This is a genomic window from Actinoallomurus acanthiterrae, from assembly GCF_054775715.1.
Genome location: NZ_BAAHCO010000001.1, coordinates 10,355,696 through 10,381,409 on the forward strand (window position 1 = coordinate 10,355,696; position 25,714 = coordinate 10,381,409).

Sequence of the window (25,714 nt, forward strand, 5' to 3'; positions counted from 1 at the left end):
GGCGAGGCGGTCAGAACAGCGTGGGGGTTTCGTTGGAGGAGATACCCATTTCCGGCAGTGGTTTTACCAGGTCAGGTCCGTTATTTCGGACCTTGTTCACCGCCGTGGAGACGGGGTAGGCCTCCAGGCTCCCCGCGGCCGCCGGCACCAGCAGCGAGCGGATCTCGTCGGGGACCGTCAGCGCCGGGTCGAGCCACGCGCCGAAGCGCTCCGGCTCCACCAGCATCGGCATCCTCTCGTGGATCCGGCCCACGTCGTCGGTCGCCTCAGTGGTGATGACCGTGCAGGTCACCACCCACTCCTCCTCGGGCCCGTCTTTCTCGGGCCGCCAGACCTCGTAGAGGCCGGCCATGGAGAGCATGCCGCCGTCGGAAGGCCGGATGAAGAAGGGCTGCTTGCCGCCGTCCTCCCGGGCGTACCACTCGTAGTAGCCGTCGGCCGGCAGCAGGCAGCGCCGCCGGACGAAGGCCCGCCGGAAGGCCGGCTTCTCGTGGACGGTCTCGACCCGTGCGTTGATCATCCGGGCGCCGATCGACAGGTCCTTGGCCCACGAGGGCACCAGGCCCCAGCGCGCCACGTGGAGCTCGCGGACGTCGCGCGTCAGGATGATCGGCACGGGTTTGGTCGGGGCGACGTTGTAGTCGGGTTCGAGCGCGTCGGTCGTGTCGCGCTCGACGTCGAAGGCGTCGATGATCTCCTGGCGCCCGCGCGCCGTGGCATACCGCCCGCACATGCTCCGCGCGTCCCCTTCCGGTCCGTACGGCGCGCCGCGCGCCGGACGCGCCCAAGCTTGCCAAAGAGGTGGGCTTGGTCGCGCCTGCGGTGGGCATGACGGGTTCATGCGACCCATCAGGACTCTCGCCCGTCCCCTCATGGCCGCGCCGTTCGTGGTGACGGGCATCGAGACGCTGCGCGATCCCGGCGACCGGGCCGAGCGGATCGCTCCCGTGATCAAGCCCCTCGCCGACCGCGTGTCCTGGCTCCCCTCCAAGGACCCCGAGACTCTCGTCCGGATGCAGGGAGCGCTGAGCGTGGGCTCCGGCGCTCTCCTGGCCATGGGCCGGTTCGAGCGGCTGTCGACGCTCGTGCTCGCCGGTCAGCTGGTTCCGAGCCTGCTGGCCGAACACCGGTTCTGGGCCGAGGACGACCCGGAGCGGCGCGCCGCGGAGCGGTCCCAGTTCTTCAAGACCGCCGGGCTGTTCGGAGCGCTGCTCGTCGCCGCGACCGCCCCGAGCCGGCACCGCCCGGTCAAGGCCGCCCGCACCAGCGCCCACGAGGCGCGGCTCCAGGCGGCGCTGGCCCGAGCGGAGGCCGGCCGCAGGGCCGAGCGCGCGCGGCGCAAGGCCGCCAAGCGCGTCGAGGGAGCCCGCCGGAAGGCCGCCAAGGTCGGGCACTGACGCCCGCCCGGCCGCCGTACGGCGCTCAGATCTCCAGGACCTCGTCGACGTGACGGAGGACCGGCGCGGCGCCCGGGACGACCGTCCGGTGCATGATCAGCAGGAGCGTGCGGCCTTCGGCGGCGTCGATCAGTTCGGCCAGCGCGGCGTCGGCGGCGTCCTCGTCCGGCCGGACGTCCGGCTCGTCGACGATCAGGACCGGCAGGTCGGCCAGCAGGGCGCGGGCCAGCGCGATGCGCTGCCGCCCGGGGCCGGCCGCGACGCCGTGATCGTCCACGTGGGTGTCGGGCGGGAGGTCGACTCCCGCCCGGCCCAGCGCGCGGGTGACGTCGTCGTCGCCGGCGTCCGGGCGGGCCACCCGAACGTTCTCGGCGATCGTCGTGTCGAAGAGGTGGGCGTCGTGCGCGCACAGCCCGATGACCGTACGGACGTCCTCGTCGGCGAGATCGCGCAGTTGCACGTCGTTGAGGGTGGCGACGCCCTGGTAGTCCAGGAACCCGAGGAGCACGGCGGCGAGGGCCGAGGTGCCGACGCGGCTGCGCCCCAGCAGCGCGACCCGGCGTCCCTGCGGCAGCACGAGGTCCGTGTCACCGAAGCCGATGACCTCACCGCCGGGCCACCGGGTGCGCAGGTCCGCGAGGCACAGCTCGTACGGGCCCGACGGCAGCGGGGCCGGTCGCCGTCCGTCCGCGGGCATGGCCGGACCGGCCGGTGCGCGGCGGGCCCGGTGCCGTGGCCGTGGCGATGCCTCCACAGTCGTCCCCCTGTCATCTGGTCGCTCGGCCGTCCCCCACGACCTCCACGGGCGGCCGGCGTCGGGCTCGCTCGTGAGGCTGACGAGGCGATTCCCGAGTCGTGTGGTCCGGGATCCGCGACGGAGCCGAGTGCCGCCAAGGTAGCGACCGATCAGGGCCGTCGCCGGGGGATCTACCGGCGCATTCACGATCCGCCATCATCTCCGCACCGGCGTTTTACACGCGGTTCGCGTGCCCCTGGGACCGGTACCCTTCAGTCATGCCTCCTCTGTGGTCCGCACCCGCCGCCGACGGGCCGGTCGACGCCGCCGTCGCGCTGCCGGGATCGAAGTCGATGACCAACCGCGCGCTGGTCATCGCCACGCTGGCCGGCGAGCAGTCGATGATCCGGCGGCCGCTGCGCAGCCGCGACACGCTGCTCATGGCGGGCGCGCTGCGCGCGCTGGGAGTGGCCGTCGACGACGCGGACGAAGGCGCCTGGCGCGTCACCCCGGGCGAGCTTCGCGGCCCGGCGACGCTCGACGTCGGGCTGGCCGGCACGGTCATGCGGTTCGTGCCTCCGGTCGCCGCACTGGCGGCCGGCGAGATCTCCTTCGACGGCGACCCGCACGCCCGCAAGCGGCCGATGGGCCCCATCCTCGCCGCCCTGCGCGCGCTCGGCGCGGAGGTGGAGGGCGACGCGCTCCCGTTCACGGTGCGCGGCACGGGTGCGGTGGCGGGCGGCTCGGTCACGATCGACGCCTCCGGGTCGTCGCAGTTCGTCTCCGGGCTGCTGCTCGCGGGCCCCCGCTACGCCAAGGGCATCGAGGTGCGCCACGAAGGGCCGCCGGTGCCGTCGGCGGCGCACCTGGCGATGACCATGCGGATGCTGGCCGACGCCGGCGCCTCCGTCGAGAGCGGCCCGGACGTCTGGCGGGTGCAGCCGGGCACGCTGCGCGGCGGTGAGGTCGACATCGAGCCGGACCTGTCGAACGCCGCGCCGTTCCTGGCGGCGGCCCTGGTGACCGGCGGCCGGGTCACGGTGCGCGGCTGGCCGGCCGAGACCACCCAGCCCGGTGACGCCCTGCGCCACCTGCTCGCCGACATGGGGGGTTCCGTCTCGTACGAGGAAGGCGACCTGGCCGTGCGCGGCGGCGGCACGATCCGCGGCATCGACGTCGACCTGGGTGACGTCAGCGAGCTGAGCTGCGTGATCGCCGCGCTGGCCGCCTTGGCCGACGGGCCGTCCCGGCTGCGCGGCATCGCCCACATGCGCGGTCACGAGACCGACCGGCTCGCCGCGCTGACCGCGGAGATCAACGGCCTGGGCGGTGACGTGCGCGAGCTGCCCGACGGCCTGGAGATCCGGCCCAAGCCGCTGCGCGGCGGCGTCTTCCACACCTATGACGATCACCGGATGGTGATGGCCGGGGCCGTCCTCGGCCTGGCCGTGCCCGGCGTCGAGGTGGAGAACCTCCCGACCGTCGGCAAGACGCTCCCCGAATTCGGCGAGCTCTGGACGGAGATGCTTCGGTAACCGATGGCGCGCGACTGGGGCAGACTCGACGAAGACGATATTCGCGTGCGCCCGGGGCGCGGCTCCCGGCCGCGCACCCGCCGGCGCCCCGCCCACGAGGACGCGGTCGTCGGGTTCGTCATCGCGGTGGACCGCGGCCGCTACACCTGCCTGGTCGGCGCCGAGGGCGCCGGGCGCGCGGCGAAGCGGAAGGGCGAGCGGCCCCGCAGGGTCACCGCGATGCGCGCCCGGGAGCTCGGCCGCAAGAGCGTCGTCGTCGGTGATCGGGTGCGCCTCGTCGGTGACGTGTCGGGCCGCGCCGACACCCTCGCTCGGGTGGTCGGGATCGAGCCCCGCGGCTCCACCCTCCGCCGAACCGCGGACGACACCGACCCGGTCGAGCGTGTGATCGTCGCCAACGCCGACCAGCTCGTCATCGTCACGGCCCTGGCCGACCCGCCGCCGCGCTCCGGGATGATCGACCGCTGCCTGGTCGCCGCGTACGACGCGGGCCTGGACCCGCTGCTGTGCCTGACCAAGTCCGATCTCGCGTCCCCGGAGTCCCTGCTGGAGACGTACGCGCCGCTGGACGTCCCGTACGTCGTCACCCGCAAGGACGAGCCGGTCGACGACCTCGGCGAGCGGCTGTCCGGGCGGATCAGCGTGCTCGTCGGCCATTCCGGCGTCGGCAAGTCCACCCTGGTGAACGCCCTGGTCCCCGACGCCGAGCGCGCCGTGAGCGAGGTCAACCCGGTGACCGGACGCGGCCGGCACACCTCGTCCTCGGCGATCGCGCTGGAACTGCCCTCCGGCGACGGCTGGATCATCGACACTCCCGGCGTCCGCAGCTTCGGGCTGGCCCACGTCTCCCCCGAGGACATCCTGGGCGCCTTCCCCGACCTCCTCGAAGGCACCGTCGAGTGCCCGCCGCACTGCACCCACCTGCAGAGCGACTGCGCGCTCGACGCGTGGGTCGCCGCCGGTCACGCGAGCACTTCCCGCCTCGAGTCGGTACGGCGCCTGCTCGCGGGCCGCGAGGGCGACGACGCCGACTGACACCCCGGGCCGCCTGCGGTCTCCGAGCGGGTCGAGCCGACGGCGCAGCGGGCAGAACTCGTTGCCTTCCATGGGCGGTGCCTTTCCCGTCTCCGGGCGCGGTCAGGCCTGGCGGGTCGGGAGGATGACGATCTGGCGCAGGTTGACGTTGCGGGGCCGGCGACGTACGCGACGAGGTCGGCGATGTCGTCGGCGGCCAGCGGGCCGAGCGCGTCGTGCATCTGGTCGAGCTGGCCGCGCAGGTCGGTGTTGTCGATCTGCTCGCCGAGCTCGCTCTCGGTCAGTCCCGGCTCGACGTTGGTGACCCGGACGTCCTTGGGCCCGAACTCGGTGCGCAGCGAGGCGGACAGCTGCGTCAGCGCCGCCTTGGTCGCCCCGTAGACCGCGTAGTTCGGGAACAGCACGTGTGCGCCGATCGAGGAGACGTTCACCAGGTCCGCCGTGCCGCCCGCGGCGGCCGCCTCGGTCAGGTCGGCGGTGAACGCCCGGATGACGCGCAGGACGCCGGTCACGTTCGTGTCGATCATGCGGGTCCACTCGTCGACGCGCCCGTCCTCGATCGGGTTGGGCAGCATCACGCCGGCGGCGTTGACGACGAGGTCGACCCGGCCGAGGGCCTCGTGGACCCGCTCCGCCGCCGCGGCGACCGACGCGTCGCTCGTCACGTCGGCGGAGACGGCGATCGCCCGCCCGCCGTTCGCCTCGATCTTGCCCGCCAGGTCGGCCAGCCGCTCCTCGCGGCGCGCCAGGAGCGCGACCCGTACGCCCTCGTCGGCGAGGCGGCGGGCGATGGCCGCGCCGATCCCGCTGGCGGCTCCGGTGACGACGGCGGTACGGCCCTGAAGCTCGGTCATCGTGTTCTCACTTCCGTGGTGTCCTTCGTGACAACACTGATCCTGGGGCCGGCCGAAGGGGGTACCCAGGGCTGCGTCTTACCGGGGGTACGGCGTTGCCTGGGTCCAGCAGAACCACCCTTAACGCCGCGAACTCCCCAATACTGGGCGGCATGGAGAAGCGAGCCGAGCTGACGGAATTCCTGCGCACGAGACGCGCGCGGCTGCAGCCGGAGGACGTGGGTCTGCGTCCGTACGGCGGCCGCCGGCGCGTCCCGGGGCTGCGCAGGGAGGAGCTGGCCCAGCTCGCCGGGGTGAGCGTGGACTACTACGTGCGCCTGGAACAGGGCCGGACCAACAACGTGTCCGAAGAGGTCCTGCAGGCGGTCGCCCAGGCCCTCCGGCTGGACGACGACGAACGCGCGTACCTGCGCAACCTCGCCAAGCCGACGCGGTCCCGCCGCCGGCCCCCGCGGACCGAGCGCGTACGACCCGGGGTCCGGCGGCTGCTCGACATGGCCGAGGGCGTCCCGGCGTACCTCATCGGGCGGCGCGCCGACGTCCTGGCGTGGAACCGCATGGCCGCCGCCGTGTTCGCCGACTTCGGCGCCCTCGAACCGGCTCAGCGCAACTGGGGCCGCATGATCTTCTTCAACGAGGACGTGCGGGCGCTGTTCGACGACTGGACGATCAAGGCCCGGGAGACCGTCGCCTTCCTGCGGCTGAGGGCCGGGGAGTACCCCGACGACCCGGAGCTGGCCGCCCTCGTCGGCGAGCTGTCGGTAAAAAGCGAGGACTTCCGCCGGTGGTGGGCCGACCACAACGTCAAGGACAAGAGCAACGGCCGTAAGGTCATGCACCATCCGCTGGTCGGCGAGCTGGTCATGGACTACGAGTCGCTGCGGTTCCCCGACGACCCCGACCAGGTCCTCGTGACCTACACCGTCGAGGCGGGCTCCACCTCGGAGGCGAACCTGCGCCTGCTCGCCTCCTGGAACACCGAGGCGCCGGTCCGCTGACCGGCGCCCCGTGGGTCAGATGGTCTGGCGCAGTCCCAGCTCGTCGATGCGGGTCAGCATGTCGGCGGGGTCGGCGTACACGCGGAAGGCGCCGGTCCGTTCGAGCTCCTCGCGGCCGTACCCGCCGGAGAGCAGGCCGATGCCCAGCGCGCCCGCGCGGCGTGCCGCCAGGAGGTCCCACACGCTGTCGCCCACCACCATGGCGTGGCCCGGTTCGACCCCGAGCAGCGCCGCGGCGGCGAGGAACAGGTCCGGATCGGGCTTGGCGAACCGCACCATGTCACGGGTGATCATCGGGGTGTCCTCGGGCAGCCCCAGCATTCCCAGGGCACTATGCGCCGTCTCCATCCGGCCGCTCGTCGCGATCGCCCACGGCACTCCGCGCTCGGTCAGGAAGCCCAGGAGCTCCGCCGCCCCGGGCAGGGCACGCACGGATCCGACCTGCTCGAGGTAGGCCCGGGCGTGCAATTTCTGCAGTTCCTCGACCTCGGCCGGGGTCAGCGACACCCCGGTCTCGCGCAGCAGCGCGGACACGAACAGGCCACCGCTCATGCCGATCCGGCGGTGGATCCGCCACACCGACAGGTCGATGCCCACGCTGGTCAGCGCGTTACGCCAGGCGATCACGTGCTGGTACACGCTGTCGATCAGAGTTCCGTCCAGATCGAAGAGCAGAGCAGGCGTCGGCGGCTCTGCCAGAGGCCTGGACTCGGAAGATATTGGTGTGTTCACGCCGTCTAGTGTGTCTGCGGTGGGTCCTGTCGCGATACCGTTGCCCTTCGTGGCGGACTATTCGGATGACCTGCGGCTGGCTCACGTGATGGCGGACGCGGCCGACGACGTCTCCACACGCCGGTTCCGGGCCCTCGACCTGCGTGTCGAGACCAAGCCTGACCTCACCCCGGTCAGCGACGCCGACCGGGCGGTCGAGGAGTCGTTGCGCAACACGCTGAAGCGTGCCCGGCCGCGTGACGCGATCCACGGCGAGGAGTACGGTCGCACCGGCTACGGCCCCCGGTGCTGGGTCATCGACCCGATCGACGCGACCAAGAACTACGTACGCGGCGTTCCCGTGTGGGCGACCCTCATCGCCCTCATGGAAGGCGACGAGGTCGTCGTCGGCCTGGTGTCCGCCCCGGCCCTCAACCGCCGCTGGTGGGCGGCACGCGGCGGCGGCGCCTGGACCGGCCGCAGCCTCGCCAAGGCCACCCGCTGCCGCGTCTCGGGCGTGACCGACATGGAGGACGCCTCGTTCTCCTACTCGAGCCTGGGCGGCTGGGAGGCGCAGGGCCGGCTGGACAAGTTCCTCGACCTCAGCCGTACGGTGTGGCGCAGCCGGGCGTACGGCGACTTCTGGTCCCACGTCATGGTCGCCGAGGGCACCGCGGACATCTCCGCCGAGCCCGAGGTCTCCCTGTGGGACGTCGCCGCCCTCCAGATCATCGTGGAGGAGGCGGGCGGCATCTTCACCGACCTGTCGGGGGTGCCGAGCCCCGACGGCGGCAGCGTCGTCTGCAGCAACGGCCTGCTGCACGCGCAGACCCTGGAGCAACTGGGCGGCGGGCCGCTGACGCTGCGCGTCTGACGCGGCCCGGCCGGTCATCGCTCGACCGCGAGGCGCACCCCCAGCCCGATGAAGACGCCACCGACCGCGACGTCGAGGCGGCGACGGGCCGTACGCCGCCGGCGCAGCCACCGCCCGATCCGCCCGGCGAGCAGCCCCACCGTGCCGTCGACGACGAACTCGAAGGCGATGAGGATCGCCCCCAGGATCGCGAACTGCGCCCAGACAGGCCCGACCCGCGGGTCGACGAACTGGGGAAGGAAAGCGATCGTGAACGTGACCATCTTCGGGTTGAGGAGATTGGTCGCGAGACCGTTGAGGTAGGCCCGGCGGCCGGACATCCCCCCGGCCACGCTGGGGACGTCGCTCGCGTCGTCCCCGCGATGACGGATCGTCCGCACACCGAGGTAGATCAGGTAGACGGCGCCGACGATCCGTACGACCGTGAAGGCGATCGGCACCGCCGTGAAGAGCGCGGCGAGGCCCGCGGCCGCGACGGCGACGTGAACGGCCTCGCTCGTCGCCACTCCCGCCGTCGCCAGCAGGCCGACGCGGGGCCCGCCGCGCATTCCGCATCCGAGGACGAACAGCATGTCGGGCCCGGGCACCACCATCGCGACGATCGTGGTGAGGGCGAACAGGGCGAGCAGATGTTCGTTGATAGGCACGCACCGATCATCACACGGCCGATCCGCGCGTGTCGGCAGGGGTGTACGCGAAGCGGCGACGGCTCTCGCGACTCGGAAAGAAGATATATCGCGGTTTGCGGAACACCGGTCGCGGCGGTAGGCGTTCTCCTAGCGAGGTCCTCGGGATGGAGGCTGTCATGGGACGGACCGGATACGTCGTGGGCGGAGTTGCCGTGGCTCTGATCGCCTGGTGGCTGCTGCCCGGGTGGGTGACCCTCCTGGTCGTGCTCGGCCTCGTGGCCGCGCCGATCGTCGGTTACCTCATGCTCGACCCGTCGCAGCGGCGGCGCGTTCGCGGGCAGGCCCGCAAGCGCCTCGGGAGCTGAGAGCCGGCCTCAGGGACGGGTGGTCCCTGGGGCGGCTCTGGTCGTCCTACGGGACGTACGGCAGGCCGCCCTTGGACCACCGCAGGTCCGCCTCGTACATGCCGCGTGTGAGCGGCTTGGGCTGAGGTGAGGGATCCGGCTTCGGCGGGGGGCCTACCAGGATCGCGCCGTGGAAGAAGACGCGCCAGTTTCCGGCGTCCGGCACCACGACGGCACCGCCCGGCCCGTTCACCTTCCGCCCCAGGCCGGCCGTGGTCATCAGCGGCTTCGCCGCCTTCTTGTACGGCCCGCCCAGCGAGGACGCGACCGCGTACCGCGTCTGGTAGTTGTCCTTGCTGAACACGCCGGCGGAGTAGAACAGCACGTACTTGCCGCCTCGATGGACGAGGTAGGGCGCCTCGACCGTGTACGGCTCATCGGTCTGCTTGAGGATCACCTTGGGCTTGCCCACCCGGCGCAGACCGTCGGCACTCATTCGCTGGAGAGCCAGGAACGACGGCTTGTGGTACTGGTTGTAGCCGACCTTGTAGAGCAGATAGCGCCTGCCGGCCTCTTCGTAGCCCGCGGCGTCGATGATCTCCGGGTTGAGCTTGCCCTGCTGGGCCCCGGCCGGAGCGTCGCACACCAACGGCTTGGTGCCGTACGGCGCGAACGGCCCCGCCGGCGATGACGCGACCGCGACACCGACGCACTGCCGGTCGAGCGACGCGTTGTGCGCCGCGTAATAGAGCAGGAATTTGCCGTCCTTACGGCGTGAGACGTCCGGCGCCCAGGTCTTGCCGGCCTTCGCCCATTTGCCGAGGTGCGGTAGCCCGTCCGCGGCGAGGATGCTCCAGGGGCCACGAGCGGACCGCGCGGACGCCACCGGCATGTTCTTGCCGTGCGAATTCGTGGCGTAGGCGTAGAAGGTCGAGCCCACCTTGACGACGCCCGGGTCGGGGAAATTGGAGGGGATGACGAGCTTCGGACCGGCGGCCGCCTGCGCCGAAGCGGCCGCAGGTACGGCCGGTCCGGCAGAGTCCGAATCGGTGGCCGCCCAGACGACCGCAGCGCCGATCGCGACGACCGACGCGACTGCCAAGGATGCGACGACAGGTCTCACCATTTCCCCCTGGGGCGTAAGAGGCTTCGGCGAAACTAGCAAACCTGGCAATGGGCGTCAAAGAACCATTTATCTGGATGCCCCAGAAAGGGGACGGAGTGGACGGACGCGCCTTTCTCGAACATCGATGACGCTGGTGCTCGTTCCTCGGCGAGGCCGTCGGAACGGGGCCGCCCCGGACGCGCCGGACAAGCCTCCTGTGAAGGAGCCGTCCTTCTGAGCCCGTCGTGCGGCCCCGGGAGCTGGTCTCCGTGGGCGACGGATGCCGGCTCTACTGCCGCGGTGCGCGCTGTGTCGGCCGGCTCAGCGGGCGAAGCGCTCGTCGAGACCCTCGCGCATGTCCTCCGGCAGGTCGTGCTTGCCCGCCTTGATACGGTCGAGGAAGTCCCTCCACGCGCTCACGCTGAAGAGCTTAGGACCCTCAGGGTCCTTGCTGTCGCGAACCGCGATGACGCGCTCGCCCTGGGCCTCGTTGGACACCACGCACCTCAGTTCCCCGGTGGGTCTCACGACCAGTTGTGCGCCGACTGCCGTGCGGCACGACTACAACGTAGCAGGCCTTGACCGTGCTCAACTGATTGTTGCAAGTTCCGGACAACCCGGAATCGTGGAATTCAGCACAGCCCTTGATCAACGCCGCCCCAAAGGGCGCGTCCAGCACCATGCTCAGCTCGGCTCTCGGTTCGTCTCCGGAACCGCCATTCTGGCGGTCAGGGGCTCACTGAATGCTTGTTACGGAAAATGTCCGGAAACGCAGGAAAGCCCGCCGGCGTGTGGCCTGGCGGGCTTTCCTGATATATGTGAATGTCCGGCGGTGTCCTACTCTCCCACACCGTCTCCAGTGCAGTACCATCGGCGCTGAAGGGCTTAACTTCCGGGTTCGGAATGGGACCGGGTGTTTCCCCTTCGCCAAAACCACCGAAACGCCTTACGGGATTCCGGGGGATGTTCCCGGCCGTGTCCCGGGAACCGCATAGTGAACGCGAACATCTCTTGCTTAACGCAGCTCTTGAAAGAAAGTGTGTGTCAAGCCACTCGGCCTATTAGTACCGGTCAACTCCACACCTTGCGGTGCTTCCATCTCCGGCCTATCAACCCAGTCGTCTAGCTGGGGGCCTTACAACCACAAAGGGTTGGGAGACCTCATCTAGAGGAAGGCTTCCCGCTTAGATGCTTTCAGCGGTTATCCCGACCGAACGTAGCCAACCAGCCATGCACCTGGCGGTACAACTGGCACACCAGAGGTTCGTCCGTCCCGGTCCTCTCGTACTAGGGACAGACCCTCGCAAGTCTCCTGCGCGCACAGCGGATAGGGACCGAACTGTCTCGCGACGTTCTAAACCCAGCTCGCGTGCCGCTTTAATGGGCGAACAGCCCAACCCTTGGGACCTACTCCAGCCCCAGGATGCGACGAGCCGACATCGAGGTGCCAAACCTTGCCGTCGATATGGACTCTTGGGCAAGATCAGCCTGTTATCCCCGGGGTACCTTTTAGCCGTTGAGCGACACCCCATCCACACGGTGGTGCCGGATCACTAGGCCCTGCTTTCGCACCTGCTCGACATGTCTGTCTCACAGTCAAGCTCCCTTGTGCCCTTGCACTCGACACCTGATTGCCAACCAGGCTGAGGGAACCTTTGGGCGCCTCCGTTACTCTTTGGGAGGCAACCGCCCCAGTTAAACTACCCACCAGGCACTGTCCCCCACCCGGATACACGGGCGCGGGTTAGACGCTCGAAACGACCAGAGTGGTATTTCACCAACGACTCCACCACCACTGGCGTGATGGCTTCACAGTCTCCCACCTATCCTACACAAGACGCTCCAAACGCCAATGCCAAGCTATAGTGAAGGTCCCGGGGTCTTTCCGTCCTGCTGCGCGTAACGAGCATCTTTACTCGTAGTGCAATTTCACCGGGCCTGTGGTTGAGACAGTGGGGAAGTCGTTACGCCATTCGTGCAGGTCGGAACTTACCCGACAAGGAATTTCGCTACCTTAGGATGGTTATAGTTACCACCGCCGTTTACCGGCGCTTAGGTTCTCAGCTTCGCCCCGAAGGACTAACCGGTCCCCTTAACGTTCCGGCACCGGGCAGGCGTCAGTCCGTATACAGCGTCTTACGACTTCGCACGGACCTGTGTTTTTAGTAAACAGTCGCTTCCCCCTGGTATCTGCGACCCCCACCAGCTCACGAAGCCAGTTCGGTCACCAGCAGGGGCCCCCCTTCTCCCAAAGTTACGGGGGCAATTTGCCGAGTTCCTTAACCACAGTTCACCCGATCGCCTCGGTATTCTCTACCTGACCACCTGAGTCGGTTTAGGGTACGGGCCGCCGACACACTCGCTAGAGGCTTTTCTCGACAGCATGGGATCACTCACTTCGCCTAAATCGGCTCGGCATCACATCTCAGGCACATGTGCCACGGATTTACCTATGACACGCCCTACATGTTTACCCCAGGAACAACCATCGCCTGGGCTGAGCTACCCTCCTGCGTCACCCCATCACTTGCCTACTACCACCTCAGGTCCACCACTCGCCCACGCAAGACCCCCGAAGGGATCGAACAGGGTCTGCGATGTTAGTGTCAGTGGGTTCAGCATGGGCGCGTGTCAGCGGGTACGGGAATATCAACCCGTTGTCCATCGACTACGCCTCGCGGCCTCGCCTTAGGTCCCGACTTACCCTGGGCGGATTAGCCTGCCCCAGGAACCCTTGGTCATCCGGCGGAGGGGTTTCTCACCCCTCATTCGCTACTCATGCCTGCATTCTCACTCGTGTGGTCTCCACGACTAGCTCACGCCGCCGCTTCACAGCCCACACGACGCTCCCCTACCCATCCCAACCCCTGGACACCTTACGGTGCCTGGGTATCGTTGAGATGCCACGGCTTCGGCGGTGTGCTTGAGCCCCGCTACATTGTCGGCGCGGAATCACTTGACCAGTGAGCTATTACGCACTCTTTCAAGGGTGGCTGCTTCTAAGCCAACCTCCTGGTTGTCACGGCAACTCCACATCCTTTACCACTTAGCACACGCTTAGGGGCCTTAGCCGGTGATCTGGGCTGTTTCCCTCTCGACTACGAACCTTATCGCCCGCAGTCTCACTGCCACGCTTCACTTACCGGCATTCGGAGTTTGGCTGACTTCAGTAAGCTTGTCGGCCCCCTAGGCCATCCAGTAGCTCTACCTCCGGCAAGAAACACGCAACGCTGCACCTAAATGCATTTCGGGGAGAACCAGCTATCACGGAGTTTGATTGGCCTTTCACCCCTACCCACAGGTCATCCCCCAGGTTTTCAACCCTGGTGGGTTCGGTCCTCCACACGGTCTTACCCGCGCTTCAACCTGCCCATGGGTAGATCACTCCGCTTCGGGTCTACAGCATGCGACTAAAAACGCCCTATTCAGACTCGCTTTCGCTACGGCTCCCCCACACGGGTTAACCTCGCCACACACCATAACTCGCAGGCTCATTCTTCAAAAGGCACGCCATCACACCACACCCCAAAGAGATGCGGGAGCTCTGACGGCTTGTAAGCACACGGTTTCAGGTACTCTTTCACGACCCCTCACCGGGGCACTTTTCACCTTTCCCTCACGGTACTAGTCCGCTATCGGTCACCAGGGAGTATTCAGGCTTACCAGGTGGTCCTGGCAGATTCACACGAGATTTCACGGGCCCCGTGCTACTCGGGAAACACCTAATGAAGACAACAAGATTTCGCCTACCGGACTCTCACCGACTACGGTCGACCATCCCAGATCATTCGACTATCCTGTTGTTTTTTGACTCCACGTCCCAGCGGCGGCCGGAACAAAGGCACTCCCACAACCCCACACACGCAACACCCGCCGGCTATCACACGCGCATGGTTTAGCCTCATCCCCTTTCGCTCACCACTACTCAGGGAATCACTATTGTTTTCTCTTCCTGCGGGTACTGAGATGTTTCACTTCCCCGCGTTACCACCAACCGCCCTATCAATTCAGACGGAGGCAACACCCCATGACAGGTGCTAGGTTTCCCCATTCGGAAATCCCCGGATCAACGCTCGGTTGCCAACTCCCCGGGGCATATCGCAGGCTCCCACGTCCTTCATCGGCTCCTGGTACCAAGGCATCCACCGTGTGCCCTAAAAAACTTGAACACACTCGACAAGAACAAAGATGCTCGCGTCCACTATGCAGTTCTCAAAACACGGACAGAACCAACCCCCAGCCACCACCAAACCACCAGCAGATCCTCAACGAGGAACAACGGTGTGGTATGGCGACCAGATCAGCCTGTGTGCGAAGGCCCCGGAACCCGGGACCCCGCCTGAGAAGCCCAAGCGTGTGAACGCCCGTTCCCTCAGGACCCAACAGTGTGCCCGGCCCACCAGCCCCCGATCCCCTGCTTTCCTGAACCCGCACGCGGGCAGTACTAACAAAGAACCATGAACCGGTAAGACCGAATAGCCAGTGCTCCACAACCTATGAGCAGACCCACCCACGAGACATTCGCTCGTGACAGCAGGCCAGCCACCGAACCCGTGGAACCCACGAGCTGGTGGTAGTGCTCCTTAGAAAGGAGGTGATCCAGCCGCACCTTCCGGTACGGCTACCTTGTTACGACTTCGTCCCAATCGCCGGCCCCACCTTCGACCGCTCCCCCCACAAGGGTTGGGCCACGGGCTTCGGGTGTTGCCGACTTTCGTGACGTGACGGGCGGTGTGTACAAGGCCCGGGAACGTATTCACCGCAGCGTTGCTGATCTGCGATTACTAGCGACTCCGACTTCATGGGGTCGAGTTGCAGACCCCAATCCGAACTGAGACCGGCTTTTAGGGATTCGCTCCACCTCACGGTTTCGCAGCCCTCTGTACCGGCCATTGTAGCATGTTTGCAGCCCAAGACATAAGGGGCATGATGACTTGACGTCATCCCCACCTTCCTCCGAGTTGACCCCGGCAGTCTCCCATGAGTCCCCAACCACCCGAAGGTGTTGCTGGCAACATGGAACGAGGGTTGCGCTCGTTGCGGGACTTAACCCAACATCTCACGACACGAGCTGACGACAGCCATGCACCACCTGTCACCGGCCCAAAAGGACCCCGCATCTCTGCGAGTTTTCCGGTGATGTCAAACCTTGGTAAGGTTCTTCGCGTTGCGTCGAATTAAGCAACATGCTCCGCCGCTTGTGCGGGCCCCCGTCAATTCCTTTGAGTTTTAGCCTTGCGGCCGTACTCCCCAGGCGGGGCGCTTAATGCGTTAGCTACGGCACGGAATCCGTGGAAAGACCCCACACCTAGCGCCCAACGTTTACGGCGTGGACTACCAGGGTATCTAATCCTGTTCGCTCCCCACGCTTTCGCTCCTCAGCGTCAGGTAAGGCCCAGAGAACCGCCTTCGCCACCGGTGTTCCTCCCGATATCTGCGCATTTCACCGCTACACCGGGAATTCCATTCTCCCCTACCTACCTCTAGTCTGCCCGTATCCACCGCAGGCCCGAGGTTAAGCCTCGGGTTTTCACGGCAGACGTGACAGACCGCCTACGAGCTCTTTACGCCCAATAATTCCGGACAACGCTTGCGCCCTACGTATTACCGCGGCTGCTGGCACGTAGTTAGCCGGCGCTTCTTCCCCACCTACCGTCACGTTAGCTTCGTCGGTGGTGAAAGAGGTTTACAACCCGAAGGCCTTCATCCCCCACGCGGCGTCGCTGCGTCAGGCTTCCGCCCATTGCGCAATATTCCCCACTGCTGCCTCCCGTAGGAGTCTGGGCCGTGTCTCAGTCCCAGTGTGGCCGGTCGCCCTCTCAGGCCGGCTACCCGTCGTCGCCTTGGTAGGCCATCACCCCACCAACAAGCTGATAGGCCGCGAGCCCATCCCCAGCCGAAAAACTTTCAACACACCATCATGCAAAAGTGTGTGATATCCGGTATTAGACCCAGTTTCCCGGGCTTATCCCAGAGCTAGGGGCAGGTTACTCACGTGTTACTCACCCGTTCGCCGCTCGAGTACCCCGAAGGGCCTTTCCGCTCGACTTGCATGTGTTAAGCACGCCGCCAGCGTTCGTCCTGAGCCAGGATCAAACTCTCCGTTAAGGCCAAACGACAACCACCCTCACGAGCAGTCGCCAAACCTTGAAGAAAATCCCGGCAAGAATCATACTTGCCAAAGGAATCCAAACCCGACCAGACCAACCCCGAAAGATCAGCCCAGCCAAGCGAGGACCAAAAGGCACTGGCTTTTAGCACACTGTTGAGTTCTCAAGAAACGGACACACACCGTCCGGAACCCGACTCTCGCCGGACCCCGTCTGGGGCAACCCTTCTATCTTACCGTTCCCGCCCCGCTTGTCAACCCCCAGATCCGAAGATCTTGAAATCAACCAGCAGAACCAGCACGGCCCCTCCAGACAAGCCTCACCCCGACCGGCGGAAACCGGCCGCAGCAGACCACATCCAGAAGTTCCCCCACAGGCCGACCACCGCTCTCAGCGATGTTCCGCATCCCGTCTCGGGGCGACCACACCATGCTACCCCGGTCCAGACACCGTCCAGACCGAGCAACCTCAGTGTGGGTTTCCCCTCGGGCCGGCCACCTTTCGGTGTCCCGCTCCCCTGGGGGCGAAGAGAACATTACGGCCGCTTGGAAACACCGTCAAATCAAGCGATCCAGCAGGCGAACGCCCGGAGACGTCGAGCGTGGACGCGATGCCGGCCGCCGTCGCGTACCGCGTGCCGGGCGGACGCCGTCCGCCCGGCACGCTCACACTTCATGGCGGTCAGAGTTTGGGGAACGCCGGGAAGGTGCACGTGGGCACCGAGCCTCCACCGCTGACCGAGGTGACGGTCACGCCCGTCCCGGAGGGGGCGAGGTCGGTGTTGTAGACACCGATCGCGGCGTACTGCGCCGTCGTCTTCGTCGCGTCGAGCTGGACGTTCCGCAGGGTGAGGCCGAGCGGGTAGGACGCGCTGTAGCCGTCGAGCGTGGACACGGTCCCCGACGGGGAGCTCACCGCCCGGGCGCCGTCCACGAGGATGCCGGTGAAGTTCGGGATCAGCGAGCCGGTGCTGCTCGAGTAGTACGGGTCGAACACCAGCGGCTCCTTCACGCCCGTCATGCAGGTGTTCTGATACGTCACCTGGCTGACCTTGCCGCCTCTGCTGGAGTCGCTCTTGATGCGGATTCCGTTGTTGCTCGTGCTGACGTTGCCGGCGCTGTCCTTTCCGCTCACCGTGTTGTTGAGGAAGAGGATGTTGCTCGCGCCCGCGTTGGTCTCGCTGCCGATCGACATTCCGTGCGTGCCGTAGAAATGGCTGTTCTCGATCGTCATGTTCGTGGCCGATGACGATCCCGCCTTGATCGCGATTCCGTCGTCACCTGCCTCGATGTAGGAGTCGTTGATCGTGACATTGCTGCCGCTCGGATCGATGCCGTCGGTGTTCTTGGCGGTGGCGGGTGTCTTGATGCGCAGGCCCCAGACGGTGAATCCGTTGCCCTTGTAGGCGATGTGGAAATTCGGCGAGTTGATCAGGTTGAGGTCGTAGACCGTGAAGTCGTCGCCGGCGGCCTGCACCATGCGCGGGTTGTTCTGCTTCTTTCCGCTGTTCTTGGCCTGGAGGGCGATGTCCCACCAGCTGGCGCTCTGGCCGTACAGCGGCAGGTCGCCGCGCGCGTCGACGGTGCCCTGGTGCCCGGACGAGTCACGGACGCCCATCAGCCCGGCGTGCGCCCCGCTCACGGTGATCAGCGGCTTGCATCCACCGCTGTCGTCGGCGACGGTCCCGCACGTCGGCTTGCCCGACACCTGGTATCCGGCCGGGTTCAGCGAGCCGTACAGCGTGACGCCGCTGTCGACGAGGAGGGTGACGCCGGCGCCGATGGTCAGCGGCCCGGTGAGGAACGCCGTGCTCGTACCGCTCGTGGTCAGTTCCACCGCCTTGCCGGTGCCCGCGCACTGGGTGAGCGCGGCCTGGACGCGGTCGGTGTCGGGCGGACTCGCCTCCTGAGCGGAGGTGAACTTCCGGTTCGACGCGGTCAGCCGGGCCGGCAACGCCGTACAGGTCGCCGGCCGGACCGGTTCACGGACGGTACGGCTGTCGCCCGTCGCCGCCGTGACCGCCCGCGTGGCGACGTCGCCGGCGGCAGTCGCGTCCGCCCGCGTGGCGACGTCGCCGGCGGCAGTCGCGTCCGCCCGAGGCGCGACCGCGCCCCGGGACGAGGCGGCCGGAGCCGCCGCGGTCGCCGGCGTCAGAGTGAGGACGACCAGGCCCGCGGCCGCCAGGCCGGTGGCCGGTATGAGTGATCTCCGCATGACGGCCCCTAACGGGAAATGCTTTTCCGGACCGCGTCACCGTACGCCCGGGCCGTGACTCACGCCAGAGATCTTTCGCCGTCTTTCACGACGGCACGGACCCCGAATCGGTCACCGGTCGGCCGCGGTCCTCGGCAGAGAACCGGCCACGTCGGCGGGTGCGGACGTCGAGGCGCGTACGACCAGCTCCGGCGTGACCGTGACGACCGGGCCGTCCTCGCCGTCGGCGCCGGTCTCGACGAACAGATCCCAGGCCCGGCGGCCGAGGTCCTGCTTGTTCACCGTGACCGTGGTGAGGCGGGGAGAGACCAGACGGCTCAGCGAGATGTCATCGAACCCGGTCAGCGATATCTCGTCGGGGACGGACACGCCGAGCTCGTCGAACCGGGCGAGGGCGCCGAGGGCGACGTAATCGCTGAAGGCCATGACGGCCGTGGCCCGGGTCGCGAGGGCCGCGTCGGCGGCGCGGTGCCCGTCGACGCTGCTCGAGCCGCAGGGGATCTGCACGATCTCCAGATCCGGCCCGGTGGCCGCTCGCAGCGCACGCTGCCGGGCGCGTTCGGACCAGGCGCGCGCGGGGCCGCGCAGGTACGCGACGCGGCGATGACCGAGCTCCCGCAGGTGGCGGCAGATCGACGCGACGCCCGCCTCGAAGTCCACCGCGACCGCGGGGATCGACGTGCGGCTGAGCCGGTTGACGCAGACGAGCCGGGGCACGGCCTCCGCGAGCTCGGTGAGCTCCCACTGGCTCATCCGGGGTGAGCACAGGACGACGCCGTCGGCCCACCGGGAGAGCTCGAGCGCGGCGTCGCGTTCGGTCGCGGCCTTCTCGCCGGTGTCGGCGACGAGCGTACGGAAGTCCGCTTCCTGGGCGGCGTTGGTCACCCCCTTGAGCACCTCCGCGAAGTAGGGGTTGCTCAGGTCGGGGACGACCACGCCGACCGCGGAGGTCGTGCCGCGCAGCAGTCCCTGCGCGGCCGGATTCGGCCGGTAGCCGAGCCGGGCGACGGCCGCGCGCACCCGCTGCTCCGGCCCTGCCGACACCGGTTTGGACCCGGTGAGGACGCGCGAGACCGTCGCGGGAGAAACGCCGGCCTCCCGTGCCACGTCAATGATCGTCGCCCGGGGCGGCCGCGCCCCCGTGCCGGTCTGCGCCCTGCCCATGGCGGCATTGCACCATACGAACACGCCTTGCGGCGCATCGGATCCGCCGTGAAACGCGGAGAAAGCGGTCTTGACGTCCCTGGACTGCCGTGTGATTTTCGGAAAAGGTTTTCCGCTCGGCCTCCCCCGGTGCCGGCGCGGCGGTCGTCGCCGCGCACCCGCCATCGCGGCCGGAGAAGGTCGCGAGGCGACGGGAGGCGGGCATGGTCCGATCGGCGGCTCGACGGCAATCACCCGGATCGGCCGCCGTGCGGTCAGCACCGCGATGGGCGCTTTGGTCGAGATCGACGCCGTCCCACGGACCGACGGCCCAGGGGCCGTCCGGCCGGTCGCCGGCCGGGGGCGATCCCCCCGGGCGGCGGCCGTGGCCGTCTCCGCTGCCGTGGTCGCTTCGACGGCCGTCGGCGGCGCCCCGCGGGCCCTGGCCGTCAAGCCGCAGCCCGCCGGTGTCCCACGGACGTGGGTGGGCGCGTGGAGCGCGGCGCCCGTCGTCGGCACCGGGAGCGGGTTCGGCGACCAGACCCTGCGCGAGGTCGTCCACACCACCATGGGCGGCGACCAGGTGCGGATCCGCCTCACGAACTCCTTCGGCACGGACGGTCTCGTCATCGGCGGGGCGACGATCGGGGTGCGCGTCACCGGCGCGACGGTCGCCGCGGGCACCGAGCGTCCGGTCACGTTCGGCGGAGCCCGGACGGTGGTCCTGCCGGCGGGCTCGGACGTGCTCAGCGACCCGGTGCCGCTGGCGGCGCCGGCGGCCAGGACCTGGCGGTGAGCCTGTACCTCCCCCGATCCACCGGCGTGGCGACCCGGCACCCCCTCGCCATGGCGACGTCGTACCTCGCGACCGGTGACCACGCGGCCGACGCTGACGGCGGCGCGTTCACCTCGAAGGCCTCCTCCTGGTACCTGATCGACGGGCTCGACGTCCGCGCCGCACCGGGCACGCGGGCGGTCGTGACCTTCGGCGACTCGATCACCGACGGCGCCCAGTCCACCGTCGACGCGAACCGGCGGTACCCCGACGATCTCGCGCGCCGGCTCCACGGCCGGGGCCTGTCCGTGCTGAACGAGGGCATCTCCGGCAACCGGGTCCTCACCGACGCCGGTGGCTCCGGGGTGAGCGCGCAGGCCCGGTTCGACCGCGACGTCCTCGGCCAGACCGGCGTACGGGACGTGCTCTTCCTCGAAGGCATCAACGACATCGGCCACAACGCCGGTCCGGTGTCCGGCGAACCGGTCACGGCCGGCGACCTCATCGCGGGGATGACGAACCTCATCGCCCGCGCCCACGCGCACGGCCTGCGGATCATCGGCTGCACGCTGACGCCGATCGGCGGCTCGAAGTACGACACGCCCGAGGCGGAGCAGAAGCGGCAGGCGGTGAACGCCTGGATCCGTACGTCCCGCGCGTTCGACGGCGTCGTCGACTTCGACGCCGTCACCCGGGATCCGGCGGACCCGACGCGCTACCTCCCGGCGTACGACAGCGGCGACCACCTGCACCCCGGCGACGCCGGATACCAGGCGATGGCCGACGCGATCGACCTACGACTGCTCTTCCGCTAGCAGGAGGCCCGATGCCCGTATCCCTGAAGATCGCCTCGCTGGTGCTGCTGGGCGCGGCGGCCCTGGCCGCGGCGCCCGCCCCCGCGACGGCGGACTCCGTCGTACGGCCCGGCGATCCGCGGCTGCGGTACATGGGGCACTGGGGTCACGTAGGAGGTGCGGCGATCACCGTCAACTCCGGGTCCGAGCTGACCTTCCGGTTCACCGGGCACACGCTCACCGGCCTGTTCGACGCCTCCACGATCACGGTGCCGTCGCAGATCTACGTCTCGATCGACGGCGGCCCCCGCACGCTCTACAAGGTCGACCGCGGCGAGATCGACTTCACGCCCGCCGCGCTGCCGGGCCGTCGGCACAGGGTGACGATCGCTGTCAAGGACGTCGACGAGTACGAGAACCGGTGGATCCTGCCGCTGCAGTCCGGCATCGTGCTCACGGGCTTCCGGCTCGGGCCGCGCGCCCGGGTGCTTCCCACGCCCCGACCGCGCGGGCCGCGCATGGAGTTCTACGGCGATTCGATCACCGAGGGCGTGGCCGCGCTGTGTGACCACACCGGAGTGGACTGCGCCGACGGCACGGTCGACTACGCCAACCTGACCGGGCGGGCGTTCCACGCCGACTTCGACCAGGTCGGGTTCGGCAAGCAGGGCATCATCCAGCCGGGCCACGGCAACGTCGGGACGGCCGCGCAGTCGTTCGGGTGGAACTTCGCCGGCTCCCCCGCCGACGACCGGTTCCGGCCGGAAGCGGTCGTCGTCAACGAGGGCACCAACGACACCCCGTACCCCAGTGCCGACTTCGAACCCGGCTATCTGGCCTACCTGCGGGAGATCCGCACCGCGTACCCGCGTGCCTGGATCTTCGCGATGCGGCCGTTCGGCGGCTACCACGCCGACGACATCGCCACGGCGGTCCGTTCGATGGACGACCCGCGCGTGGTCTACGTCGACACCACCGGCTGGCTGTCGGCGGCCGACGGTGACTACAACGGCGGCCATCCGAACGTCCAGGGTCACCGGAAGGCCGCCGACCGCCTCATCCCGCTGATCGCGGCGACCACGGGGTGGCGGACGCGATGAGACCCCCGACCGCTTCTCTCCGCCCGCCGGCCGCCCTGGCCGTCGTCCTCATCGCCGCGCTACTCGGCACTCCCTCCGCCGCCGACGCCACACGACGCGTCACCCCCGCCGCCGGCGGACACGTCGTCACCGTCGGCGCTCCCCACGCCGCCGGGCACTTCGCGCCCATCGGTGCCGCCTCCACCGAGGCCCGGTACGTCACCCCGACCAGTGCTCGCTCCGCCGGGACCGGTCACGTCGCCCAGGCCGGTGCTCCCTCCGCCGCGTCCGGGCGGCTCTCGCCCGGCGGGCGGCGCCGCGGGGTCTGCGTGGACGCGCCGCTGCGGCTCACCGCGGACCGGCCGCTCCAGATGGGCGCCTCCGGGCGCATCGAGGTGCACCGTGCGGACGGCACCGTCGCGGACACGATCGACCTGGCCGACCCGCGCTCGTACCATCGCACGATCGGCGACGCGGTCTCCGACACCGGCGTCCCCCACTCCTTCGCGTACCACCCGGTGGTCGTCGACGGGAACACGGCGACCATCCGGCTGCACCGTCGGCTCGACTACGGCCGGGCGTACTACGTCACGGTCGATGCCGAGGTGTTCCCCGGGTTCCCCGGCATCGAGGACCCGGCGACGTGGCGGTTCCGGACCCGGGCCGTCCCGCCCCGTACCGGGTCGCGGCGGCTGACGGTCGCCGCGGACGGCACGGGCGACTTCTGCACGGTGCAGGGCGCGATCGACTTCGTCCCGGAGGGCAACACGCGGCCGGTGCTGATCGACGTCCGCCCCGGCACGTACCAGGAGATCGACTACGTCCGTGCCGACCGTCCGCACCTGACCGTGCGCGGCGCGGGCCGGGACCGGACGGTCATCGAGTACGACAACAACAACAGGCTCAATGGGGACACCGCGCTGGCCGGGTCGACCGACCCGGCGGACGTCTGCCCGCGTCAGGTGCTGCCGGGCCATGACAAGTTCAACTGCTGGCGGTCGCTGTTCGGCGTGGAGTCGGACGACTTCCGGTTGCGGGACATCACGCTGCGCAACACCACGCCGTACGGCGGATCGCAGGCGGAGGCGTTCCGGGGGAACGCGGACCGGATCACGCTGAAGCGCGTGAACCTGGAGAGCTTCCAGGACACCCTCCGCCTGCAGGGGCGCGGGTTCGTGACCGACAGCCTCATCGCGGGGGACGTGGACTTCGTGTGGGGCACCGGTTCGGTGTTCGTCCGGCGCACCGAGCTGCGGTCCCTGCACGGCGGCTACGTCACCCAGGCGCGGAACGACGCCGCGCACCCCGGCTACGTGTTCGTCGACGACCGCCTCACGCGCGGGCCGGAGGCACCGGACGCGTCGGTGTACCTCGGGCGGGTGGACCCGACGGTGTACCCGGCCAGTCAGGTGGTCTTCGTCCGGACGGCGATGGACGCGCACGTCCGGCCCGACGGCTGGCAGCTCAACAACGCGGATTGCGACAGGGCACCGGACGTGCGCTTCTGGGAGTACGGCAGCACCGACCTCGCCGGGACGCCGCTCGGCACCGGCGCCCGCCTGCCGTGCTCACGGCGGCTGACCGACGCCGAGGCGGCCTGGTGGAGCGACCCGGCGCACGTGCTGGGCGGCTGGCGACCCCGGTGAGCCCACCGTCGCTGAGGTCGCCGTCTGCGAACGCGCCCTCGGTGGGCCCGCCCGCAGTGAGCCCACCGTCGGTGAGTTCGCCCTCGGTAAGCCCGCTCCCGGCGAGCGCGCCCCCGGCAAGTCCGCCCACCGCGAGCGCGGCCCCGGTGGGCGTGGACTCCGAGAGCTCAGTGGACGGCGATGACGCAGGGGTGGTCGGGGCCGCGTCCCGGGGCGCGCGACGGAAGCGTGATCACGATCGAGCCGTCCTGGCGGGTCCACTCGAGCGGCCGGCCGTGGTGGCCGAGGAGGCGCATCCGCGCGCCGTCGGCGACCGGCAGGTCGCCGGGCACGGTCAGTGTGGCGCCGGGCCAGCGCAGCGGGATGATGTTGAACGCCCCCGGGGAGACCGTGTAGCGCACGTCGCCGTCCTGGGCCCGCTGCCACGGCGTCGTCCCGTAGATCGCCGATCCGTTGACCCGGAGCCAGTCGCCGACGGCGATGAGGCGTTCGCCCTGCCAGTCGGCGATGGTGCCGTCGTGGCGGGGGCCGATGTTGAGCAGCAGGTTGCCGTTCTTGGCGACGATGTCGACGAGCAGCTGGACGAGGGCGGTCCCGGACTTGATTCGGGCCGGGTCCTCGTGCGTGTCGTACCCCCACGACCGGCCCATGGTGAGGCACGCCTCCCAGGGGGTGGAGCGCAGCTTGTAGCTCGACTTGTCGCCCTCGGAGACGGCGAAGTCGGCGTGGCCGGCCCGAAACCGGTCGTTGACCATGACGTCGCGGCGACGCTCGACGGCGCGGTTGTAGTAGTACGCGAGGACCTCGCCGCTGCGCCAGTCGAGGTCCTTCGGGCAGAAGATCGAGCCCGCGCCGAGGTCCTCGTGCCAGTTCTGGCCGTCGGCCCACAGCAGGTCGGGGTCGTAGCGGTCGATGAGAGTCCGCAGGTGGACGTGCTCGTAGCCGGCGACGTAGTCCTCGACCGGGACGTAGCCGGTGTACGGGATGGGGGCGCGGGTGTACGGGTCCCAGGGCGGGGTGCCGAGCGCCGGGTTGTAGAACTCGCCGAGGGAGTAGTACAGGCCGCGCCGCAGCCGCGAGTGGCGGGCGGCGGCGAACAGCTCGCCGACGAGGTCGCGGCGGGGCCCGAGCACGGCGGCGTTGCGGCGCGAGACCGCGTTGGGGAACAGCTGGAACCCGTCGTGGTGCTTCGACGTCAGCACGAAGTAGCGCGCCCCGGCCCGCTCGAACAGCCGGATCCACGCGTGCGGGTCGTAGCGCTCGGCGGTGAAGCGGGGGATGAAGTCGTCGTAGGCGACGCCCGGCCCGTACGTGCTCAGGTGGTGCTGGTAGGTGCTGTCCTTGCCGGCCGCGCTGATGCGCATCGCGTAGAAGTACCACTCGGCGGCGTGGTAGTCGACGGTGTCGCCCCAGGCGGGCACCGAGTAGACGCCCCAGTGGATGAAGATCCCGAACTTGGCGTCGCGGTACCACGGCGCGACCGGGTGCGTGTTGAGGGAAGCCGGCGTCGGGTCGTACGGTCCGGTGGCCGTTCCGGCGAGCGCCGCCGGTCCGCGCAGTGGGGTGAGCGCGGCCGCCCCGGCCAGGGCGGCGCCGCCCAGGAACGCCCGCCGGTTCACCCCTGGGCGGGGCCCGCCGCGGTCCCGGCCGTCTCGGTGACTCGCTGCTGCGTCGGTCACGATTCGCGTCCCCTCCCGGTTGACGGGCGAGCAGGAAAAGGATTTCCTGCCCTCAG

At 68.9% G+C, this 25,714-nt stretch carries 20 protein-coding genes and 3 rRNA genes; 10 read left to right on the forward strand and 13 right to left on the reverse strand.

Annotated features, from left to right (window positions below; all coding sequences use genetic code 11):
- Positions 1-10: 10 nt before the first annotated feature.
- Positions 11-733 (reverse strand): SOS response-associated peptidase, encoded by a 723-nt coding sequence (locus tag ACYVF7_RS48845; RefSeq protein ID WP_460353250.1) that lies wholly within the window; start codon positions 731-733, stop codon positions 11-13.
- 106 nt (positions 734-839) lie between these two features.
- Here ACYVF7_RS48845 and ACYVF7_RS48850 point away from each other — a divergent pair, with 106 nt between their 5' ends.
- Positions 840-1,397 carry a DoxX family protein gene (locus ACYVF7_RS48850; protein WP_460353251.1) on the forward strand — a complete coding sequence of 186 codons (558 nt, stop codon included), beginning with the start codon at positions 840-842 and terminating at the stop codon, positions 1,395-1,397.
- Positions 1,398-1,422: 25 nt separating this feature from the next.
- Here ACYVF7_RS48850 and ACYVF7_RS48855 read toward each other — a convergent pair whose 3' ends face one another.
- Complete coding sequence (locus ACYVF7_RS48855; protein WP_460353253.1) at positions 1,423-2,094, reverse strand: ATP-binding cassette domain-containing protein; 672 nt, start codon at positions 2,092-2,094, stop codon at positions 1,423-1,425.
- Positions 2,095-2,411: 317 nt separating this feature from the next.
- Here ACYVF7_RS48855 and aroA point away from each other — a divergent pair, with 317 nt between their 5' ends.
- Both aroA and rsgA read left to right on the forward strand, forming a co-directional pair.
- Positions 2,412-3,668 carry a 3-phosphoshikimate 1-carboxyvinyltransferase gene (gene aroA / locus ACYVF7_RS48860; protein WP_460353258.1) on the forward strand — a complete coding sequence of 419 codons (1,257 nt, stop codon included), beginning with the start codon at positions 2,412-2,414 and terminating at the stop codon, positions 3,666-3,668.
- A gap of 3 nt (positions 3,669-3,671) precedes the next feature.
- Positions 3,672-4,703, forward strand: a complete 1,032-nt coding sequence (gene rsgA / locus ACYVF7_RS48865; protein WP_460353261.1) for a ribosome small subunit-dependent GTPase A — start codon at positions 3,672-3,674, stop codon at positions 4,701-4,703.
- Here the strand turns inward: rsgA and ACYVF7_RS48870 are convergent.
- The gene (locus ACYVF7_RS48870) at positions 4,631-5,557 is read right to left on the reverse strand and encodes an SDR family oxidoreductase (RefSeq protein ID WP_460353263.1); all 927 of its coding nucleotides are present in this window, start codon (positions 5,555-5,557) and stop codon (positions 4,631-4,633) included. The two genes, rsgA and ACYVF7_RS48870, sit on opposite strands and share 73 nt — an antisense overlap.
- Positions 5,558-5,709: 152 nt before the next feature.
- Between ACYVF7_RS48870 and ACYVF7_RS48875 the strand changes: the two genes are divergently transcribed.
- Positions 5,710-6,555: a helix-turn-helix transcriptional regulator gene (locus ACYVF7_RS48875; RefSeq protein ID WP_460353266.1), complete on the forward strand. Its 846-nt coding sequence runs from the start codon at positions 5,710-5,712 to the stop codon at positions 6,553-6,555.
- A 15-nt stretch (positions 6,556-6,570) separates the two neighbouring features.
- Here the strand turns inward: ACYVF7_RS48875 and ACYVF7_RS48880 are convergent, their stop codons facing one another.
- The gene (locus ACYVF7_RS48880) at positions 6,571-7,254 is read right to left on the reverse strand and encodes an HAD family hydrolase (protein ID WP_460358527.1); all 684 of its coding nucleotides are present in this window, start codon (positions 7,252-7,254) and stop codon (positions 6,571-6,573) included.
- A gap of 82 nt (positions 7,255-7,336) precedes the next feature.
- Here ACYVF7_RS48880 and hisN point away from each other — a divergent pair, with 82 nt between their 5' ends.
- Positions 7,337-8,140, forward strand: a complete 804-nt coding sequence (gene hisN, locus ACYVF7_RS48885; protein WP_460353268.1) for a histidinol-phosphatase — start codon at positions 7,337-7,339, stop codon at positions 8,138-8,140.
- Between the two features lie 14 nt (positions 8,141-8,154).
- Here hisN and ACYVF7_RS48890 read toward each other — a convergent pair whose 3' ends face one another.
- Positions 8,155-8,787, reverse strand: coding sequence for a LysE family translocator (locus ACYVF7_RS48890; RefSeq protein WP_460353271.1), 633 nt, complete (start codon positions 8,785-8,787; stop codon positions 8,155-8,157).
- A 158-nt stretch (positions 8,788-8,945) separates the two neighbouring features.
- Between ACYVF7_RS48890 and ACYVF7_RS48895 the strand changes: the two genes are divergently transcribed.
- On the forward strand, positions 8,946-9,134 hold the full coding sequence (locus ACYVF7_RS48895) for a hypothetical protein (RefSeq protein WP_360892503.1): 189 nt from the start codon (positions 8,946-8,948) through the stop codon (positions 9,132-9,134).
- A gap of 46 nt (positions 9,135-9,180) precedes the next feature.
- On the opposite strand, the gene ACYVF7_RS48900 is transcribed toward ACYVF7_RS48895, so the two are convergent.
- The 7 genes from ACYVF7_RS48900 to ACYVF7_RS48930 form a co-directional block, all read right to left on the reverse strand.
- Positions 9,181-10,215, reverse strand: a complete 1,035-nt coding sequence (locus tag ACYVF7_RS48900; RefSeq protein ID WP_460353273.1) for a glycoside hydrolase family 43 protein — start codon at positions 10,213-10,215, stop codon at positions 9,181-9,183.
- 324 nt (positions 10,216-10,539) lie between these two features.
- Entirely contained in the window at positions 10,540-10,716 is a 177-nt protein-coding gene (locus tag ACYVF7_RS48905; RefSeq protein WP_460353275.1) for a DUF397 domain-containing protein, read from the reverse strand.
- 326 nt (positions 10,717-11,042) lie between these two features.
- Positions 11,043-11,159 (reverse strand): 5S ribosomal RNA (gene rrf, locus ACYVF7_RS48910).
- Positions 11,160-11,258: 99 nt separating this feature from the next.
- Positions 11,259-14,387 (reverse strand): 23S ribosomal RNA (locus tag ACYVF7_RS48915).
- A gap of 418 nt (positions 14,388-14,805) precedes the next feature.
- A 16S ribosomal RNA gene (locus ACYVF7_RS48920) occupies positions 14,806-16,326 on the reverse strand.
- The 16S, 23S and 5S rRNA genes sit together here, the layout of an rRNA operon.
- A gap of 683 nt (positions 16,327-17,009) precedes the next feature.
- Entirely contained in the window at positions 17,010-18,542 is a 1,533-nt protein-coding gene (locus tag ACYVF7_RS48925) for a glycoside hydrolase family 28 protein (RefSeq protein ID WP_460353278.1), read from the reverse strand.
- A 111-nt stretch (positions 18,543-18,653) separates the two neighbouring features.
- A complete protein-coding gene (locus ACYVF7_RS48930; protein WP_460353279.1) occupies positions 18,654-19,706 on the reverse strand; it encodes a LacI family DNA-binding transcriptional regulator in 1,053 nt (350 codons plus the stop codon).
- 265 nt (positions 19,707-19,971) lie between these two features.
- Here ACYVF7_RS48930 and ACYVF7_RS48935 point away from each other — a divergent pair, with 265 nt between their 5' ends.
- The 4 genes from ACYVF7_RS48935 to ACYVF7_RS48950 are packed head-to-tail and all read left to right on the forward strand — an operon-like array spanning position 19,972 to position 23,979.
- On the forward strand, positions 19,972-20,481 hold the full coding sequence (locus tag ACYVF7_RS48935; RefSeq protein WP_460353281.1) for a hypothetical protein: 510 nt from the start codon (positions 19,972-19,974) through the stop codon (positions 20,479-20,481).
- Entirely contained in the window at positions 20,478-21,275 is a 798-nt protein-coding gene (locus ACYVF7_RS48940; protein WP_460353283.1) for an SGNH/GDSL hydrolase family protein, read from the forward strand. Before ACYVF7_RS48935 ends, ACYVF7_RS48940 begins: the two co-directional genes overlap by 4 nt.
- Before the next feature lie 11 nt (positions 21,276-21,286).
- Positions 21,287-22,354 carry a GDSL-type esterase/lipase family protein gene (locus tag ACYVF7_RS48945; RefSeq protein ID WP_460353285.1) on the forward strand — a complete coding sequence of 356 codons (1,068 nt, stop codon included), beginning with the start codon at positions 21,287-21,289 and terminating at the stop codon, positions 22,352-22,354.
- On the forward strand, positions 22,351-23,979 hold the full coding sequence (locus ACYVF7_RS48950; RefSeq protein WP_460353287.1) for a pectinesterase family protein: 1,629 nt from the start codon (positions 22,351-22,353) through the stop codon (positions 23,977-23,979). The genes ACYVF7_RS48945 and ACYVF7_RS48950 overlap by 4 nt, the downstream gene beginning before the upstream one ends.
- Positions 23,980-24,146: 167 nt before the next feature.
- Here the strand turns inward: ACYVF7_RS48950 and ACYVF7_RS48955 are convergent, their stop codons facing one another.
- On the reverse strand, positions 24,147-25,658 hold the full coding sequence (locus ACYVF7_RS48955; protein WP_460353288.1) for an alpha-L-fucosidase: 1,512 nt from the start codon (positions 25,656-25,658) through the stop codon (positions 24,147-24,149).
- Between the last annotated feature and the right edge of the window lie 56 nt (positions 25,659-25,714).